This window comes from Micromonospora sp. NPDC004551, assembly GCF_040609975.1.
Lineage (GTDB): Bacteria > Actinomycetota > Actinomycetes > Mycobacteriales > Micromonosporaceae > Micromonospora.
The window spans coordinates 139,514-157,139 of sequence record NZ_JBEXLM010000017.1 but is presented as its reverse complement, the minus strand read 5'-3'; the positions used below and the strand labels follow the sequence as shown (position 1 = coordinate 157,139).

Sequence of the window (17,626 nt, the reverse complement as noted above, 5' to 3'; positions counted from 1 at the left end):
ACATTCCGAACCCGGAAGCTAAGCCCTCCAGCGCCGATGGTACTGCACTCGGGAGGGTGTGGGAGAGTAGGACACCGCCGGACAATCTTCCAGTCGAGGGCCGCCCCAGCAGGGTCGGCCCTCGACTGCGTTAGCGTCCTCGGGGATGCAATGAGGAAGGATGTACCCGTGAGTTCAGGACCGCAGGGCGAGGATCGCCCCCGTCGTTACGAGGATCGTGCCGAGCGTGGGCAGGGGCGTGGCGACGCCCGCCGCGACGACCGCCCCTCGCACCGGGGGGACCGCGACGACCGCTCGGGCGGCCCGCGGGGCGGGTTCCGTGGCGGGGACCGCCGTGAGGGCGGTTTCCGTGGCGGAGACCGTGAGGGCGGCTTCCGCGGCGGTGAGCGCCGGGGCGGCTTCGCCGGCGGTGACCGCCGTGACAGCGGTTCCCGAGGTGGCGAGCGCCGCGAGGGCGGCTTCCGCCGCGACGACCGCGAGGGTGGCTTCCGCGGCGGCGAGCGCCGCGAGGGTGGCTTCGCCGGCGGTGACCGTCGTGAGGGCGGGTTCCGTGGTGGCGAGCGCCGTGAGGGTGGCTTCCGCGGCGGTGAGCGCCAGGGCGGCTTCGCCGGCGGGGACCGCCGTGAAGGTGGCTTCCGTGGTGGCGACCGCGAGGGCGGGTTCCGCGGCGGCGAGCGCCGCGAGGGCGGCTTCCGCGGCGGCGACCGCAGTGGCGGCTTCGCCGGCCGTGACCGTCGTGAGGGTGGCTTCGGCGGCGGGGAGCGCCGCGAGGGCGGGTTCCGCGGCGGCGAGCGCCGCGAGGGCGGGTTCCGCGGCGGCGAGCGCCGTGAAGGTGGCTTCCGTGGTGGCGACCGTGAGGGCGGGTTCCGCGGCGGCGAGCGCCGTGAAGGTGGCTTCCGTGGTGGCGACCGTGAGGGTGGGTTCCGCGGCGGCGAGCGCCGTGAAGGTGGCTTCCGTGGTGGCGACCGTGAGGGTGGCTTCCGCGGCGGGGAACGCCGTGAAGGTGGCTTCCGTGGTGGCGACCGTGAGGGTGGCTTCCGCGGCGGCGAGCGCCGCGAAGGTGGCTTCCGTGGTGGCGACCGTGAGGGTGGCTTCCGCGGCGGGGAACGCCGCGAAGGTGGCTTCCGCGGCGGCGAGCGCCGTGAGGGTGGCTTCAGCGGCGGCGAGCGCCGCGAAGGTGGCTTCCGCGGTGGCGACCGCGAGGGCGGCTTCCGCGGCGGCGAGCGCCGTGAGGGCGGCTTCGGCGGTGACCGCCGCGAGGGCAACCGTGAGGGTGGCTTCCGCGGCGGCGAGCGCCGCGAGGGCGGCTTCGGTGGCGAGCGCCGCGAAGGTGGCTTCCGCGGTGGCGAGCGCCGCGAAGGCTTCCGCCGCGACGACCGCGCAGGCGGTTTCCGTGGTGGCGAGCGCCGTGAGGGTGGCTTCGGCGGTGAGCGCCGTGAGGGTGGCTTCCGTGGTGGCGACCGCCGCGAGGGTTTCCGCCGGGACGAGCGGCCCGGTGGCTTCCGCCGTGAGGAGCGCGAGGGTGGCTTCCGCGGCGGGCGGGAGCGTACCGAGCGGGACGGCGAGCGCCGGGGTTACGGCCGGGACGACCGTGGCCCGGAGGGTGCGTACCGCGAGCGGCAGGACGAGCGCGCCGAGGGGCGTACGGGTGGGGCGCCGGCGCTGCCGGACGAGGTGGTCGCCACCGACCTCGACTCGACCGTCCGGGCGGAGCTGCTCTCCCTTGCCAAGCCGGTGGCGGAGACCGTCGCCCGGCACCTGGTCGCGACCGGGCTGCTGATCGACGACGACCCGGCCCAGGCGCTGGCGCACGCCATGGCCGCCCGCCGGCTCGCCTCGCGGATCGCCGCGGTGCGTGAGGCGGTCGGGCTGGCCGCGTACCACGCGGGGGAGTGGCAGACGGCCATCGCCGAGCTGCGCACCTACCACCGGATGACCGGGCTGCAGAGCCACCTGGCGGTGCTGGCCGACTGCGAGCGGGCGCTGGGTCGCCCGGAGCGGGCCATCGACCTGTTCCGCGGAGCGGACCGGGACAAGCTCGACCAGGCCGTCGCCATCGAGCTGCTGATCGTGGCCGCTGGGGCGCGCGGGGACCTCGGGCAGAAGGACGCCGCCGTGGCGATGCTCCAGGTGCGTGAGCTGACCAGCGAGTCCACCGAGCCGTGGGCGGCCCGGCTGCGCTACGCGTACGCGGACGCGCTGCTGGCGGTTGGCCGGCGCGAGGAGGCGCGGGAGTGGTTCTCCCGGGCCGCCGACGTGGACGCCGAGGGTGAGACCGACGCCGCCGAGCGGCTGCTGGAGCTGGACGGTGTCGTCATCGAGGGCGACGACGAGGAGGACGAGGAGTTCGCGGCCGGGCCGGGCACCCCGGGTGCCGTGCCGGCCCGTCCCGACGCCGACCTGACCGGCGATTCCGACGCCGACGAGGACGACCTCGAAGACGATGACGCCGACGAGGACGACGAGGACGACCTCGAAGACGACGACGAGGACGACGAGGACGACCTCGACGGCTACGACGACGAGGATGACGACCTCGACGGCGACGCCGAGCAGGACGACGACCTCGACGAGGACGAGGACGCCGCCGACGAGGACGACGATCTCGACGGTGACGCCCGGCTGCGCGCCGACGCCGACACGGCGGACGCCGTCGCCGCGGACGGCACCGACGCGGTGCCGGCCGGCGAGGGCGCCGGTTACCGGGACCGGGACGCGGCGGACCTCGGCGACGACGAGCTGACCGACGCGGAGGCCCGCTCGCTGGCCGCCGACACCCGCGCCGCCGCCGTCGACGCGACCGCCCCGGAGGCCCGGGGCGGCGACGCGGCGGGCGACGAGGCGCCGGAGTCGGAGCGCCGGTGACCGGGAGCGCCGGGGACGCGGGTTCCGGCCCGGATCGCGGGGACCGCGATCCGGCCGGAACGGGCGGCCGGCTGGTCGACGGGTACGCCCTGGTCGTCTTCGACCTGGACGGGGTGATCTACCTGATCGACCGGCCGATCCCCGGCGCGGTCGAGGCGGTCGGCAGGCTGCACGCCGAGGGGCGGGCGGTCGCGTACGCCACGAACAACGCCTCGCGCCGCTCCAGCGAGGTCGCCGACCTGCTCACCGGCATGGGCGTGCCGGCCGGGCCGGAGGAGGTGCTGACCTCCGCGGCCGCCACCGCCGAGCTGCTGCGTGACCGGCTGCCCGCCGGCGCGCCGGTGCTGGTGGTCGGTGCGGAGGCGCTGCGCGCCGAGCTGCGTGCCGTGGGCCTGCGTCCGGTGTCGACGGTGGACGAGGAGCCGGCCGCCGTGGCCCAGGGGTACGGCCCGCAGGTCGGCTGGTCCCACCTGGCCGAGGCGTCGTTGGCGGTGCGGGCGGGCGCGCCCTGGTACGCCACCAACACCGACCGGACCCTGCCCAGCCCGCGCGGCCCGCTGCCGGGCAACGGCTCGCTGGTGGCGGTGCTGCGTACCGCGCTGGGGCGGGATCCCGACGTGGTGGTGGGCAAGCCTGAGCCGGCGCTGTTCGCCACCGCCGCCCGCCGGGCCGGCTCGGGGCGGACCCTGGTGGTCGGCGACCGGCTGGACACCGACATCGAGGGCGCCCGCCGGGCGGGACTGGACAGCCTGCTGGTGCTCACCGGGGTCAGCGACGTGGCCGAGCTGCTGGCGGCGCCGGAGTCACGCCGGCCCGCGTACGTCTCCTTCGACCTGGCGGGGCTCTTCGAACCGGCGGCCGTGGTACGGGTGCCGGGCCCGGCGGACGCCGGGGGTTGGTCGGTGACGGTCACGGACGGGGAACTCGCCCTCGACGGCACGGGACGCCCGCTGGACGCGCTCGCGGCGCTGTGCGCGGCGGCGTGGTCGACGGGGGCCGGCCCGCGGGTGCGGGCGGTGTCGGCGGCGGCCGGGGAGGCCCTGGCCGCGTTCGGCCTCGCGGACTGACCAGCGGGTCAGAGCAGCTTGCGGAGCTTCATGAGGTCGAACGGGTTCGCCTTGATCGACACCCGGCGGGCGCCCACCGCCTTCATGATGTCGAGCTGACCGTGCACCAGGGCGACCAGGTCGTCGCTGCTGGTGCTCAGCGCGATCTTCGCCTTCGGGTCGTCGCCGTCGGCCAGGTCGACCAGCCGGCCGCCCTCCAACCGTCCGTGGAACGCGGTGTCCAGGTCGGTGATCCGGCAGGCGAGGGTGCGGTCGAGGTCGATCCGCCCCTGCACGTCGGCGTGCCGGTCCAGCCGCGCGGCCAGGTCCTGCAACGCCTGCCGGCACTCGTCCACGCTGGCCACATCTTCTCCTCACCACGCGCCACGCCGTTCCCGGCACCGTACCGCAATGGGACGTCCGGGGCGCCCGGTAGCGTGACACCTGCACACCCCGCCCCGCGGAAGGACTTAGGCATGCAGGACGCGTGGCGCGCCTACCTCGAGCTGGCCATGGGCCTGACGGAGGCGCCCCGGAAGAAGGCCCAGGACGCGGTGAAGCGCGTCGTCGGCCAGGGCGGCGCGACGGCCGCCCAGCTCCAGTCGCTCGCCGAGGAGCTGGTCTCCACCGGGATGGCGAACCGGGAGGCGTTGACCAAGCTGGTCCGCTTCGAGGTGGACCGCGCCCTGGGCGCGGTCGGCCTGGCCACCGCGGACGAGGTGGCCGAGCTGACCCGCCGGGTGCACGACCTGGAGCGGCAGCTGCGCGAGGCGAAGACCACCGGCACGCCGGAGACCGGCGCCGGGCGCGAACCGGCGGGCCCGCCGCCGGCCGCCGAGACGGCGGGCGCGGGCGAGGTGACACCTTCCGGGGATCTGGCCGCGCCGGCCGAGGCCGCGCCGGCCGCGCAGCCGTCGACCCCGGCCACCGCCGAGGCGCCCGTCTCGGCGCCGCCCGTCCCCGCGAAGACCAAGGCGGTCGCGAAGAAGGCCGTGGCGAAGAAGGCCATCGCGAAGAAGCCCGCCGCCACGGTCGCCCGGACCCCGGCCGAGGAGTCGCCGGCCGCCCCGACGCGCCCGGCGAAGAAGGCCGGCGGTCGCCGGCCTGCCGGCGGTGCCGGCTCGTGACCGCGCCCTTCCGCCCCGGCCCGCGGCCCGGGCCGCCGCCGGCCGGTCCCCGGCCGGGCCCGCCCCCCGGCGTCCGGCCGGCGCCGGCCGAGGAGGTCGGCGAGGCGCGGCACCCGGCCGTGGACGCCGCCGTGCACGCCATGATCAACGCCGAGGGGCTCTCCCCGGCGGACCAGATCGCCCAGTACGAGGCGGCGTACGAGACGCTGCGCGAGACCCTGGCCAGCATCGACCAGGCCTGAAAGAGGCGGAGAACAACCACCGATGGCACGTCGTACCCGGCTGGACGCCGAACTCGTCCGCCGCGGCCTGGCCCGCTCCCGTGAGCAGGCCGCCGCGCTGGTGGAGGCCGGTCGCGTCCAGCTGCGCGGGGTGCCGGCCCGCAAGGCCGCCGCGATGGTCGACCCGGCGGACCCGCTGCTGGTGACCGGTGAGGATCCCGCCGCGGATTACGTGTCCCGGGGCGGTCACAAGCTGGCCGGCGCGCTCGCCGCGTTCACGCCCGGGGGGCTGACCGTCGCGGGCCGGCGCTGCCTGGACGCGGGCGCCTCCACCGGCGGCTTCACCGACGTGCTGCTGCGCAACGACGCCGCCGAGGTGGTGGCGGTCGACGTCGGCTACGGGCAGCTCGCCTGGTCGCTGCGCAACGACGACCGGGTGCACGTCTTCGAGCGCACCAACGTGCGTACCGTCACGCCGGAGGCGATCGGCGGCCCGGTCGACCTGACGGTGGCTGACCTGTCGTTCATCTCGCTGCGGCTGGTGCTGCCGGCGCTGGCCGGCTGCACGCGGCCCGACGGCGACCTGGCGCTGATGGTGAAGCCGCAGTTCGAGGTCGGCAGGGAACGGGTCGGCACGGGCGGGGTGGTCCGCGACCCGGAGCTGCGCGCCGACGCCGTGCTCGACGTGGCCGCCGCGGCCGCGCAGCTCGGGCTGGGGCTGGCCGACGTGGCCGCCAGCCCGCTGCCCGGGCCGAGCGGCAACGTCGAGTTCTTCGTATGGTTACGCCGGGGCGCGCCCGACGCGGACCCCGACCGGGTGCGCGCGGTGGTGGCCGCCGGCCCGCAGGGATTTCCGGCCGCCGGGCCGGAGGGCACGACTGAGGAGGTGTCCGGGTGAGCCGGACCGCTCTGCTGGTGACGCACACGGGGCGTCGGCGCAGCACCGAGCACGCGCGCGCAGTGGCGGCCGACCTCATCGCGGCCGGCTTCGAGGTGCGGGTGGTCGCCGAGGAGGCCGACGATCTCGACCTGCCCGGCGTGGTGCCGGTGACCGGCCCGGAGGCGGCCGAGGGCGCCGAGATCGTCTTCGCGCTCGGCGGGGACGGCACGTTCCTGCGCGCCGCCGAGCTGGCCCGCCCGGCCAAGGCGCCCCTGCTCGGCATCAACCTCGGCAAGGTCGGCTTCCTCGCCGAGGCGGAGATCGACGACCTGGACAGCGCGGTGCGCGACGTGGTCGGGCGCAACTACACCGTGGACGAACGGCTCACCCTCGACGTCACCGCCGAGTTCGAGGGCGGCCCGACCATCGAGTCGTGGGCGCTGAACGAGATCAGCGTGGAGAAGGGCGAGCGGGCCCAGATGCTGGAGCTGCTCGTCGACGTCGACGGCCGGCCGCTGTCCCGCTACGGCTGCGACGGCGTGGTCTGCGCGACCCCCACCGGCTCCACGGCGTACGCGTTCTCCGGCGGCGGGCCCGTGGTCTGGCCCGAGGTGGAGGCGCTGCTGCTGGTGCCGATCAGCGCGCACGCCCTGTTCAGCCGCCCCCTCGTCACGGCGCCGACGTCCACCTTCGTCATCACCGTGGACCCGTTCACCACCCTCGCGGTGCTCTGCTGCGACGGCCGGCGGGTCTACGACCTGCCGCCGGGCGCCCGGGTCACCGTGCGCCGGGGCGCGTTGCCGGTGCGCATCGTCCGGCTCCGGGCCCGGCCGTTCACCGATCGGCTGGTGGCCAAGTTCGACCTGCCCGTGCAGGGCTGGCGCGGCAACCGTCGCTGACCGGCGACTCAGCGAACATCCGGCGGGCCGACCCCGCGTCGGCCCGTTCGGCGTACCCGGGCCGGGCCGCGGGCGGGTTACGGTAGGAGCCTCCCCCGACGACGGCACGCCGCGCCGGGTTCCGGCGTACGCGGCCGGCACCGGGCCGGGGCGGATGGTTCCGCCCCCGTGGCGGGCGCGCCCGCCGGGGCCGGCACGCCGTCCCGCACCGACGGCGAACGGGGCGTCCGGGCTGCGCCGAGGTGGAGTCTGGGCGGCGCGGTGAGGCCCGCGCCCGCCCGGGCCAGCGCGGCCCGACGGTCGTGGCCCTGACCAGGGGGTGGTCGGGTTCACGACGGTCGGGGTGTCGGAGGAGTCGCGGCCGGCCGCGGCGGGCGGACGGCGAGCCGCGCCCGGCCGGGTTTCGACCCCGGTCGGGTCGGCCGGATCGGCGAGCCGCCGTCGGAGGAAACGGCGGCTCACCAACCGGGCGGCGACGCACTCGTTCCGGCACCCCGGCCACCGCCCGTGCCCGCGATCCGGCACCGCGGGCAGCCACGCGGTGACCATCCGCTCGCCCCGTCGCGGTAACCCCGTGTCCACCTGGCGACATGTCGCCGGTGCGGCGCGGCGTACCTAGTGACCGACCGATGATCTCCATCGCAGACTCCGGTTGGCCGGCCTCAATCCCCCCCGAGGCCGGCCCACCCGAGCAAGAGGAGCGCATCGCATGCACCGGTCCCCACGCTGGCTCGCCGCCGGCGCGGTCGGGGCGCTGGTGGTCGGACTCGCCGCACCGGCGTTCGCCGACCCGGCCGCACGGCCCACCGGCCCGAGCCCGGCCGCGCCCGCCCCGGGCGCCGCACCCGCCCGCATCACCCTCATCACCGGCGACCGGGTCGACCTCGTCCCGGCCGCGCCCGGCCGGGTCGCCGCCACGGTCCGGCCCGGCCCCGGCCGGGAGCGGGTCACCTTCCACACCCTGGAGGTCGACGGCGGGCTGCGGGTGCTGCCCAGCGACGTCGTGCCGTACCTCACCGCCGGGGTGCTCGACCCGGACCTGTTCGACGTGGAGGAGCTGGCCGCCGACGGCTACGGCGACGCCACGCAGAACACGCTGCCGCTGATCGTGCGGTACCAGCAGCCCGCCGCCGGCCGGGTCCGGCCGCTGGCGGGCACCACCGAAGCCCGTCCCCTGCCGAGCATCAACGGGGCCGCCCTGAGGGTCGGCAAGGCCGACCTCGGCGGGCTGTGGAGCACGCTGGGCGGCGCGCCGACGGCCCGGACCGGGAACGCCGCGCCCCGCCTCGGTGGCGGCATCGCCCGGATCTGGCTCGACGGGCGGGTGCACCCGGCGCTCGAGCACAGCGTGCCGCAGATCGGCGCCCCGGCCGCGTGGGCGGCCGGCCGGGACGGCACCGGCGTCCGGGTCGCGGTGCTCGACACCGGCGTGGACGCCACCCACCCCGACCTGGCCGGCCGGATCGCCGAGGCGCAGGACTTCACCGGTAGCGGCAGCGCCCGCGACGGGCACGGCCACGGCACACACGTGGCCTCGACCATCGCCGGCAGTGGCGCCGCCTCCGACGGCCTGCGCAAGGGCGTCGCGCCCGGCGCGCGGCTGCTGATCGGCAAGGTGCTCGACGACGGCGGCAGCGGCTACGACTCGGGGATCATCGCGGGCATGGAGTGGGCCGCCCACTCCGGCGCGAAGGTGGTCAGCATGAGCCTCGGCGGCCCGGCCACCGACGGCACCGACCCGATGAGCCAGGCGGTCGACGACCTCACCGCCGAGACCGGCACCCTCTTCGTGATCGCCGCCGGCAACGAGGGGGCGGCGGGCACCGTCGGTTCGCCCGGCGCGGCCGCGGCCGCGCTCACCGTCGGCGCGGTGGACCGCGACGACAACCTGGCGGACTTCTCCAGCCGCGGCCCGCGGCTGGGCGACAACGGCCTCAAGCCGGAGATCACCGCGCCGGGTGTCGGCATCGTCGCCGCCCGCGCCTCCGGCACGACCATGGGTACGCCGGTGGACGAGGCGTACACCCGGGCGTCCGGGACGTCGATGGCCACCCCGCACGTGGCGGGCGCGGCCGCCATCCTCGCGCAGGAGCACCCGGACTGGACCGCCGGGAAGCTCAAGGACGCGCTGGTCAGCACCACGAAGGCGAACCCCGCGCTGACCGTCTACGAGCAGGGCGGCGGCCGGGTCGATGTGGCCCGCGCGCTCGCCCAGCGGGTGTACGGCTCGGCCACCGCCGACTTCGGCCGCCTGAACACCGGCGGTGCCGCGGCGGAGCGGACCGTCACCTACACCAACGGCACCGCGGCCCCGCAGGCCCTGCGGCTGGCCCTGGAGCTGCGCAACCTGGACAGCGGCGCCGCCGAGGCGGACGGGATCTCGCTCGACCGCACCGAGGTGACCGTGCCGGCCGGCGGCAGCGTGGCCGTCCCGCTGCACGCGGACCCGGCCAAGCTGGACCGCGGCGTGCACGGCGGGTGGCTGGTGGCCACCGGCGCGGACGGTGTCGCGGTACGTACGGCCGTCGGGCTCACCCTCAGCGGCCCGATCCACACCGTCACCCTGCGCGCCCTGGACATGGCCGGGCAGCCCGGCCTCTCGCCGGCGGTCACCCTCTTCGGTGAGCACCCCGACTCCGACCAGCTGCTCTGGCTTCCCCCCACCGGGTGGCAGGTGCAGGTCGAGGAGGGCCCGTACCTGCTGGAGGGCCTGATCGAGCACGGCGCCCCGCTGGACGAGCAGATCACCCTGGTCACCGATCCCGAGCTCATGGTCGACCGGGACCTGACGGTGGTCCTCGACCCGCGCAAGGGCACGCCGGTGCGGATCGAGACGCCGAAGCCGGCCGAGCAGCGGGCGGCGATCAGCTTCTACGAGCACCGGATCTTCGGCAACGGCCGGCAGGTCGACCACGGCGTCATGAACTTCAGCACGACCCAGCAGGTCAACGTCACCCCGACGCGGCCGGTGAGCCGGGGCGAGTTCGAGTTCGCCTCCCGCTGGCAGCTGGTGGCGCCCATGGTGGACGCCCAGGTCGGCAAGGTCCCCGGTCCGTTGGACATCAACCTGCTGGGAACCTCGCCGGCGCCGGCGGGCCGGCGGAAGCTCCCGCTGGTCTGGGCGGGCGACGGCACCGCCGCCGAGCTGGCCCGGGCCGGGGTGCGCGGTGCGGCCGCGCTCGTGGCCGGCAGCTACGACCGCGCCGAGGAGGACCAGGTCGCCGACGCCACGGCGGCCGGCGCCGCCATGGTGCTCATCGTCCGCCCGGCGGACCGGAGCGCGTGGACGGTCTGGCGCCCGGACGGGGACCGGTTGCCGATCCCATCGCTGGTGGTCGCGAACGACGACGGACAGCGGATGATCGCGGCGGCCAAGAGCGGCCGTACGACCCTGGACGTGACGCTGACCGTGGACAGCCCCTACCTGTACGACGTGTGGCAGGTGTCGAAGGGGCGGGTCCCGGAGCGGATCGTGCACCGGGTGACGGCGGACAACACCGCCGAGGTGACCGCCCGCTACGCCGACACCGGCGGGTCCGACTGGGCCACCGAGCAGCGGTTCGGCTGGCGCCCCTGGCAGGAGTACTCCTGGAACGACGACCAGCGGATGGTGCGTACCGGCACCACCCGGCAGGAGTTCGTCAGCGCCGGGGACTCCTGGTGGCAGCAGCGGGTGCTGCACCGGCTCACCTGGTCCTGGGGGCCGCTGCTCGGCGGGCTCACCCAGCAGCCCCGGCGGTACGCCGCCGACGACCGGGTCACCGAGACCTGGCACGCCCCGGTCGTCCGGCCGGCCGTGCCGGCGGGCGGCGGGGTGCCGGTGCCCACGCGCACCGGCGACACCCTGAACCTGAGGGTGGTCGAGTTCGTCGACGCGGACGGCCACTACAGCCCGGCCGGTTCCGGCGAGGAGCAGGACACCGTGCAGGCCCGGCTGAGCCGGGACGGGCAGCAGATCGCCGACCTCTCCGGCGGCTGGGCGCCCGTGCCCACCACCCCGGGCGCCGCCCGCTACCGGCTGGACGTCACCACCGGGCGGTCCTCGGCGGAGTGGCGGTGGGCCACGCACACCGAGACGGCCTGGGAGTTCACCTCGGCGCGGCCGGCCGGCGACACCGCCCGGCCGCTGCCACTGCTCCAGGTCGACTACCGGGTGCCGGCGGACCTGCGCGGCGAGGTGGCGGCCGGCCGGCCGCACCGGCTGGAGCTGACGCTGCGCCAGCCCGCGGGCCTGCCCGCGCCGACCGGCGGCGAGGTGCGGGTCGAGGTGTCGATCGACAGCGGGAAGAGCTGGCGGGCGGTGCCGGTGCACGGCTCGGGCACCCGGTTCACGGCCACGGTGCCGGCCGGGCACGGCACGGTGTCGCTGCGCACGCACGCCCGGGACCGCGCCGGCAACACCGTCGAGCAGACCGTGCTGGACGCGTACGGGCTGCGCTGAACGTCGGGCGGGGCGGCCCAGGGGGTGCCGCCCCGCCCGGCTACAGGGCGGGCGGGGCGGCGCCTTGCCGGATCTGCGGGTGCCGCCCCGCCCGGCTACAGGGCGGGCGGGGCGGCGCTTGCCGGATCTGCGGGTGCCGCCCCGTCCGGTTCAGATCCAGCCTCGGCGGGCAGCCTGGAAGGCCAGCCCCGGCCGGGTGTCCACGCCGGCGACGGCCATCAGGTCGGCCAGCCGGCGCTGGACCGTACGCCGGCTGACGCCGAGCTGTGAGGCGATCGACTTGTCCGGCACGCCGGCCACGAAGAGCGACAGCAGCCGGGCCTCGTCGGGGTCCGGCCGGTAGCCGTCGGAGTTCCCGGCCACCGGTATCGCGGCCGAGGTCAGGGGTGTCGCCATCAGCCAGTGGCTCTCGAAGAGGGCGAGCAGCGCGTCCAGCAACTGGCTGCGGCCGATGACCGCGGCCGTCGGTTCTCCGCTGCCCCGCTCCGGCACCAGCGGGCAGATCGCGGTCCGGCCGTCCACGATGGCCAGCCGGACCGGCAGCCGGTCGAGTACGCGGGCCTGTTCACCGGCGCGTACGCCCTGCTCGACGTCTGCCAGCGCGCCCGGTTCGAGGAGCATCCCGCGTTCGTAGATGGCCCGGTAGCGGACCCCGCGGGCCAGCGCGTCGAACTCCTCCACGTTCTCCTGGCCCGCCATGGCCAGCGGGTTCGCCCGGCAGAACCAGAGCACCTCGACCCGGGCGCCGTTCTGCAGGTCGCGCAGGCGCTCGCGCAGCGCCCGGGCGCCGGTGACCACCTCGACCAGGTGCCCGGCGTCGTGCCGGCGCATCCCGGCCCGGTACTCCTCGGTGAGCTGGGTGACCGCCGCCCGGGCCGATTCGAGCGCCTCCTGGCGACGCAGCAGCGCCTCGCCGAGCGGGACGTCCGGCGCGAGCGGGCGCAGCGGCGCATCGGGCTCCGGCCCGGCCGGCAGCACGAGTCCCTTGCCGCGCAGGGCTTCCAGCGGGGCCAGCAGTTCGGTGCGGGGGACGCCCAGCCGCTCGCTCAGCTCCCCGGCCGTCGCGGTCGTGAGCTGCACGAGGCAGCGGTAGAGCCGCTCCTCGTCCGGGGTCAGGCCGATCACGTCCAGCACGGGGCAGAACTGTACGACCCCGCCACCGGGCCCGCGCCGGCTGGCCAAGTGTCGGAGGACGCGTCTACTGTCGGGTGCTGTGCTGGAAGAGCTGCGCATCACCGGACTGGGCGTCATCGAGGACACCACGCTGCCGCTGACCGGCGGGATGAACGTCATCACCGGCGAGACCGGTGCGGGCAAGACCATGGTGGTGACCGGCCTCGGCCTGCTCTTCGGTGGCCGGGCCGACGCCGGCCGGGTCCGCGCCCAACCGGGCCGCGCCGTGGTGGAGGGCCGGCTGCGCCTGGACGGCCGGGTGGCCGAGACGGTGCACGCCCGGATCACCGACGCGGGCGGCGAACCCGACGAGGACGGCTCCCTGCTGCTGAGCCGCACCGTCACCGTCGAGGGCCGCTCCCGCGCGCACCTGGGCGGCCGCAGCATGCCGGTGTCGATGCTGGGCGAGGTCGGCGAGCAGGTGGTGGCCGTGCACGGCCAGTCCGACCAGCTGCGCCTGCTGCGCCCGGCCGAGCAGCGGGCCGCGCTCGACCGGTTCGCCGGCCCGGAGCACGAGAAGCTGCTCGACGCGCTGCGCGAGGCGCACACCCGGTGGCGGGCCGTGGTCGACGACCTGGCCGACCGGCGGCGCAACGCCCGCGAGCGCAACCAGGAGGCCGACCTGCTCCGGCTCGGCCTCGACGAGATCACCCGGGTCGACCCGCAGCCGGGCGAGGACGACGAGCTGAAGGCGGAGGCGCAGCGCCTGGAGCACGCCGAGGGTCTGCGCACCGCGGCCCAGCTGGCCCAGCAGTGCGTGGCCGGCGGCGTGGAGGCGGCCGACGACACCCCCGACGCCACCGCGCTGCTCGGCACCGCCCGGCGCACGCTGGAGGCCCAGACCGGCACCGATCCCGCCCTGGGCGAGCTGGCCGCCCGGTTGGAGGAGGCGGCCACCCTGGTCACCGACGTCTCCGCCGAGCTGTCGACCTACCTCGCCGCGCTCGACGCCGACCCGGCCCGCCTGCAGGCCGTGTACGAGCGCCGGGCCGCGCTGCGCGGCCTCACCAGGAAATACGCCGACGACGTCGACGGCGTGATCGCCTGGGCCGAGCGGGCCCGCACCCGCCTGTCCGACCTGGACACCTCGGACGATCTGCTCGACGAGCTGGACCGGGAGGCGGCCCGGCTCGCCGGTGAGGTGGCCGACCTGGCCGGCCGGGTCTCCACCTCGCGTCAGGAGGCCGCGGTCCGCTTCGCCGAGCAGGTCACCGTCGAGCTGGCCGGGCTGGCGATGCCGCACGCCCGGATCGAGGTGGCCGTGCTGCCCCGGCCGGCCGGGCGGGCCGAGCCGAGCCTGCCGGTCAACGGGGTCGAGGCCGGCGTCGGGCCGGACGGCGCCGACGAGGTGGAGCTGCGGCTGCTGGCCCACCCGGGCGCGCCGGCGCTGCCGTTGCAGCGGGGCGCCTCCGGTGGCGAGCTGTCCCGGGTGATGCTCGCCATCGAGGTGGTCTTCGCCGGCTCCGGCGGCCCGCCCACCCTGGTCTTCGACGAGGTCGACGCCGGTGTCGGCGGGCAGGCGGCGGTGGAGATCGGCCGCCGGCTGGCCCGGCTGGCCCGCAGCCACCAGGTGCTCGTGGTCACCCACCTGCCGCAGGTGGCGGCGTTCGCGGACCGGCACCTGGTGGTGGCGAAGGACACCGGGGGAGCGGTCACGACCAGCGGTGTACGGATGGTGGAGGACACCGAGCGGTCGCGCGAGCTCGCGCGCATGCTCGCCGGTTTGCCGGACTCGGATCTGGGTATCGCCCATGCCGAGGAACTCCTGGCCGTGGCGGCCAAGGAAAGGCGTCCGTGATCCCGAGATTGTGAGCGCAAGCACACCGGCGTGCGCTCCGGTGTGCTTCCCTGGGTAGGCGGCCCTGCTCAGGCATGTCGCGACAGCAATACCTGCCTCACATGCCAGGATGGTCACGATGCGTCTACCCACGTTGCGCCGGACCCGGAACGCGGAACCGGGCTCAGTCCTCGGCACCGCGCGCCTCGACCGCCGGACGAAACGGCTGGTCGGCCGGCTCCGCCCCGGCGACATCGCGGTCATCGACCACGTCGACCTGGACCGGGTGGCGGCCGACTCGCTGGTCGCCGTCGGTGTCGCCGCCGTGCTCAACGCCAAGCCGTCGGTCTCCGGGCGCTACCCGAACCTCGGTCCCGAGGTGCTGATCGCGGCGGGCATCCCGCTCCTGGACGATCTCGGCGAGAGCGTCTTCGAGCAGATCCGCGAGGGCGACGTCGTACGCATCGAGGGCAACACGGTGTTCGTCGGTGAGGAGCCGGTCGCGCACGGCGCCCTCCAGGACGCGGAGACCGTGGCCAAGTCGATGGCCGACGCCCGGGAGGGCCTGTCGGTGCAGTTGGAGGCGTTCGCCGCCAACACCATGGACTACCTCAAGCAGGAGCGCGACCTGCTGCTCGACGGCGTCGGCGTGCCGGAGATCCAGACCCAGATCCAGGGCCGGCACTGCCTCATCGTGGTCCGCGGCTACGACTACAAGGCAGACCTGGACGTGCTGCGCCCCTACATCCGGGAGTTCAAGCCGGTGCTGATCGGCGTGGACGGCGGCGCCGACGCGCTGGTCGAGGCCGGCTACACCCCCGACATGATCATCGGCGACATGGACTCGGTCACCGACGACGTGCTGCGCTGCGGCGCCGAGGTGATCGTGCACGCCTACCCGGACGGCCGGGCGCCGGGCCTGCCCCGGGTCGAGGGCCTCGGTGTGCCGGCGATCACGTTCCCGGCCGCGGCCACCAGCGAGGACCTGGCCATGCTGCTGGCGGACGAGAAGGGCGCCTCGCTGCTGGTGGCCGTCGGCACCCACGCCACGCTGGTGGAGTTCCTCGACAAGGGCCGGGGCGGCATGGCCTCGACGTTCCTGACCCGCCTGAAGGTGGGCGGCAAGCTGGTCGACGCCAAGGGCGTGAGCCGGCTCTACCGGCAGAGCATCTCCGGTTCCTCGCTGCTGCTGCTCATCCTCTCGGCGGTGGCCGCGATGGCCTCCGCGGTGGCGGTCTCCACAGTCGGGAAGGCGTATTTGGGCGTGGTGTCGGAGTGGTGGGACAATTTCGTGTTCCAGCTCGGCCAGATCTTCTAGCTCCCCGACGATCAAGAGGCTGCAAGCGTGATCAACTTCCGCTACCACGTCGTGTCCCTGACCGCGGTGTTCCTGGCGCTGGCCATCGGCCTGGTGGTCGGCACGGCCGCCCTCAACGGTCCGGTGGCCGACTCGCTCAAGGAGCGGGTCAACGGGCTCAGCAAGGACAACTCGCTGATGCGCCAGTCGGTCAACAGCCTCCAGAAGGAACTGGACATGGAGGAGGACTTCGCCGCCGAGATGGCGCAGGTCATCCTCCCCGGCAAGCTGAACGGCCGGCGGGTGCTGGTGCTCAGCCTGCCGAGCGGGCGGGACCACACCGAGGGCGTGGTGAAGATGCTCCAGCTCGCCGGCGCCAACGTCACCGCCCGCATCGACGTCCAGGACAAGTTCCTCAACCCGGACAGCAACAACAACCTGCTGGAGCTGGCCGTCACCGCCGCCCGCCCGAACAGCGTGCCCACCGCCGGCCTGCCCGGCAACGGGCACGGCGTGGAGACCTCCAGCGCGCTGCTCGCCAGCGTGCTGCTGGACCGGCCGCAGGGCAGCCCGGCGGTCAGCGACGCGGACCGCCGGGCGGTCGTGCAGCAGTACGCCACCGCCGGCTACCTCACCCCCGAGGACAAGATCGGCGGCGCCGCCGAGGCGGTCGTGGTGGTCAGCGGCCAGCCCTACGTCGACAAGTACTCGGCGGAGAAGGACGAGTCGGTGGTGAAGATCGCCGAGCAGTTCGACCGCACCGGCGCGATCGTGGTCGGCGGCATGGGCTCGGCCGGGGGCAACGTGGTCGCCGTGGTCCGGGGCGACCCGGTGCTGTCCCAGACGATCTCGACCGTCGACAACGCCAACACCGTGCAGGGCCAGCTGGTCACGAGCCTCGCCCTGGTGCAGCAGTTGACCGAGAAGAAGGCCGGCCAGTACGGCGTCGGCGACAACGCCGGCGCGCTGCTGCCTAAACTGCCCCAGTGACCGGTCCCTGCCGCGTCGCGCTGAACATCCGGATCGGAGGGCTCGCGTGAGACTGGGTCGGCTGCTGGCCGTCGGCGCGGGGGCGCTGGCCGCCCGCTACGTGCTGCGGGAGGTGCGCACCTCGCCGGGCGCGCCGGCGCTGGAGCGCACCAACTTCCGGGGCCGCACCGTGACCCTGGCCGCCGGCCCCGCCCTCGCGGTCGGCGCGGCCGCCGGCGGCGCCATCGGCGCGGGCAGCGCCCCGGCCGGTGCGGCCGCCCTGCTCGCCGGGCTGGGCGCGGGCTCCGTCGGGCTCTACGACGACATCGTCGGCGCGCGTCCCGACCAGAAGGCCGCCAAGGGCTTCGCGGGGCACCTCGCCGCGCTGCGCGAGGGGCGGGTCACCGCCGGGCTGGTCAAGATCGCCGGGGTGGGCGCCGCCGGGCTCGGCGCAGCGGCGCTGCTCGCCGCCGACCCGCGGGTCGCCGCCCACCCCCGCCGGCAGCGGGCCGGCGCCCTGGGCCGCGGGCTGGACGTGCTGCTCGGCGCCGGCGTGGTGGCCGGCACCGCCAACCTGGTCAACCTGCTCGACCTGCGCCCCGGCCGGGCGCTCAAGGCCGGCATGCTGCTCGGCGCCCCGCTCTCCGCGGGCCCGTTCGGGGGCGTCGCGGCGGGCGCGGTCGGTGCGGCCGGCGGGCTGGTCCGGGAGGACCTCGACGAGCGGGTCATGCTCGGCGACAGCGGCGCCAACGCGCTCGGCGCGCTGCTCGGCGTGAGCCTGGCCGCGCGGACCGGGCCGCTGGGCCGGGCCGGCGTGCTGGCCGTGCTCGCCGCCCTCACGGCCGCCAGCGAGAAGGTGAGCTTCACCCAGGTCATCCAGCGGACCCCGGGCCTGCGGCACCTCGACGAGCTGGGCCGGCTCGCCGACTGA

At 75.8% G+C, this 17,626-nt stretch carries 13 protein-coding genes and 1 pseudogene; 11 read left to right on the top strand and 3 right to left on the bottom strand.

The genetic code is table 11. The annotated features are described in order from the left end of the window. Nucleotides 1–174: 174 nt before the first annotated feature. On the bottom strand, nt 175–1,758 hold the full coding sequence (locus ABZW14_RS20900; protein WP_355348838.1) for a hypothetical protein: 1,584 nt from the start codon (nt 1,756–1,758) through the stop codon (nt 175–177). A gap of 57 nt (nt 1,759–1,815) precedes the next feature. Between ABZW14_RS20900 and ABZW14_RS20895 the strand changes: the two are divergent. Together ABZW14_RS20895 and ABZW14_RS20890 are read left to right on the top strand one after the other, a co-directional pair. Continuing rightward, nucleotides 1,816–2,415, top strand: a pseudogene (locus ABZW14_RS20895) (hypothetical protein); the annotation flags it as partial. Nucleotides 2,416–2,936: 521 nt separating this feature from the next. Continuing rightward, nucleotides 2,937–3,932 (top strand): HAD-IIA family hydrolase, encoded by a 996-nt coding sequence (locus ABZW14_RS20890; protein WP_355348850.1) that lies wholly within the window; start codon nt 2,937–2,939, stop codon nt 3,930–3,932. A gap of 8 nt (nt 3,933–3,940) precedes the next feature. Here the strand turns inward: ABZW14_RS20890 and ABZW14_RS20885 are convergent, their stop codons facing one another. Next, the gene (locus ABZW14_RS20885) at nt 3,941–4,276 is read right to left on the bottom strand and encodes an SCP2 sterol-binding domain-containing protein (protein ID WP_355348835.1); all 336 of its coding nucleotides are present in this window, start codon (nt 4,274–4,276) and stop codon (nt 3,941–3,943) included. A 111-nt stretch (nt 4,277–4,387) separates the two neighbouring features. Here ABZW14_RS20885 and ABZW14_RS20880 point away from each other — a divergent pair, with 111 nt between their 5' ends. The 5 genes from ABZW14_RS20880 to ABZW14_RS20860 all read left to right on the top strand — a co-directional run bounded on the left by ABZW14_RS20880 (nt 4,388) and on the right by ABZW14_RS20860 (nt 11,479). After that, complete coding sequence (locus tag ABZW14_RS20880; protein WP_355348832.1) at nt 4,388–5,038, top strand: hypothetical protein; 651 nt, start codon at nt 4,388–4,390, stop codon at nt 5,036–5,038. Further along, the gene (locus ABZW14_RS20875) at nt 5,035–5,280 is read left to right on the top strand and encodes a hypothetical protein (RefSeq protein WP_355348829.1); all 246 of its coding nucleotides are present in this window, start codon (nt 5,035–5,037) and stop codon (nt 5,278–5,280) included. The genes ABZW14_RS20880 and ABZW14_RS20875 overlap by 4 nt, the downstream gene beginning before the upstream one ends. A 22-nt stretch (nt 5,281–5,302) precedes the next feature. Then, on the top strand, nt 5,303–6,157 hold the full coding sequence (locus ABZW14_RS20870) for a TlyA family RNA methyltransferase (RefSeq protein WP_355348826.1): 855 nt from the start codon (nt 5,303–5,305) through the stop codon (nt 6,155–6,157). Continuing rightward, nucleotides 6,154–7,038 (top strand): NAD kinase, encoded by an 885-nt coding sequence (locus ABZW14_RS20865; protein ID WP_355348823.1) that lies wholly within the window; start codon nt 6,154–6,156, stop codon nt 7,036–7,038. The genes ABZW14_RS20870 and ABZW14_RS20865 overlap by 4 nt, the downstream gene beginning before the upstream one ends. 709 nt (nt 7,039–7,747) lie before the next feature. Next, nucleotides 7,748–11,479, top strand: coding sequence for a S8 family serine peptidase (locus ABZW14_RS20860; RefSeq protein ID WP_355348820.1), 3,732 nt, complete (start codon nt 7,748–7,750; stop codon nt 11,477–11,479). A gap of 150 nt (nt 11,480–11,629) precedes the next feature. On the opposite strand, the gene ABZW14_RS20855 is transcribed toward ABZW14_RS20860, so the two are convergent. After that, the gene (locus ABZW14_RS20855) at nt 11,630–12,613 is read right to left on the bottom strand and encodes a helix-turn-helix domain-containing protein (protein WP_355348817.1); all 984 of its coding nucleotides are present in this window, start codon (nt 12,611–12,613) and stop codon (nt 11,630–11,632) included. A gap of 79 nt (nt 12,614–12,692) precedes the next feature. Here ABZW14_RS20855 and recN point away from each other — a divergent pair, with 79 nt between their 5' ends. The 4 genes from recN (at nt 12,693) to ABZW14_RS20835 (ending at nt 17,626) form a co-directional block, all read left to right on the top strand. Further along, nucleotides 12,693–14,450 (top strand): DNA repair protein RecN, encoded by a 1,758-nt coding sequence (gene recN, locus ABZW14_RS20850; protein ID WP_355348814.1) that lies wholly within the window; start codon nt 12,693–12,695, stop codon nt 14,448–14,450. Nucleotides 14,451–14,568: 118 nt separating this feature from the next. After that, complete coding sequence (gene steA / locus ABZW14_RS20845; RefSeq protein ID WP_355348811.1) at nt 14,569–15,747, top strand: putative cytokinetic ring protein SteA; 1,179 nt, start codon at nt 14,569–14,571, stop codon at nt 15,745–15,747. A 27-nt stretch (nt 15,748–15,774) separates the two neighbouring features. Continuing rightward, nucleotides 15,775–16,716, top strand: coding sequence for a copper transporter (locus ABZW14_RS20840; protein WP_355348808.1), 942 nt, complete (start codon nt 15,775–15,777; stop codon nt 16,714–16,716). A gap of 46 nt (nt 16,717–16,762) precedes the next feature. Beyond that, nucleotides 16,763–17,626: a hypothetical protein gene (locus ABZW14_RS20835; protein WP_355348805.1), complete on the top strand. Its 864-nt coding sequence runs from the start codon at nt 16,763–16,765 to the stop codon at nt 17,624–17,626.

What these genes read in the sequence shown, in the direction of transcription:
- ABZW14_RS20880 (WP_355348832.1), top strand. Translation starts at nt 4,388, where the DNA reads ATGCAGGACGCGTGGCGCGCCTACCTCGAGCTGGCCATGGGCCTGACG.
- ABZW14_RS20870 (WP_355348826.1), top strand. Translation starts at nt 5,303, where the DNA reads ATGGCACGTCGTACCCGGCTGGACGCCGAACTCGTCCGCCGCGGCCTG.
- ABZW14_RS20860 (WP_355348820.1), top strand. Translation starts at nt 7,748, where the DNA reads ATGCACCGGTCCCCACGCTGGCTCGCCGCCGGCGCGGTCGGGGCGCTG.
- steA (WP_355348811.1), top strand. Translation starts at nt 14,569, where the DNA reads ATGCGTCTACCCACGTTGCGCCGGACCCGGAACGCGGAACCGGGCTCA.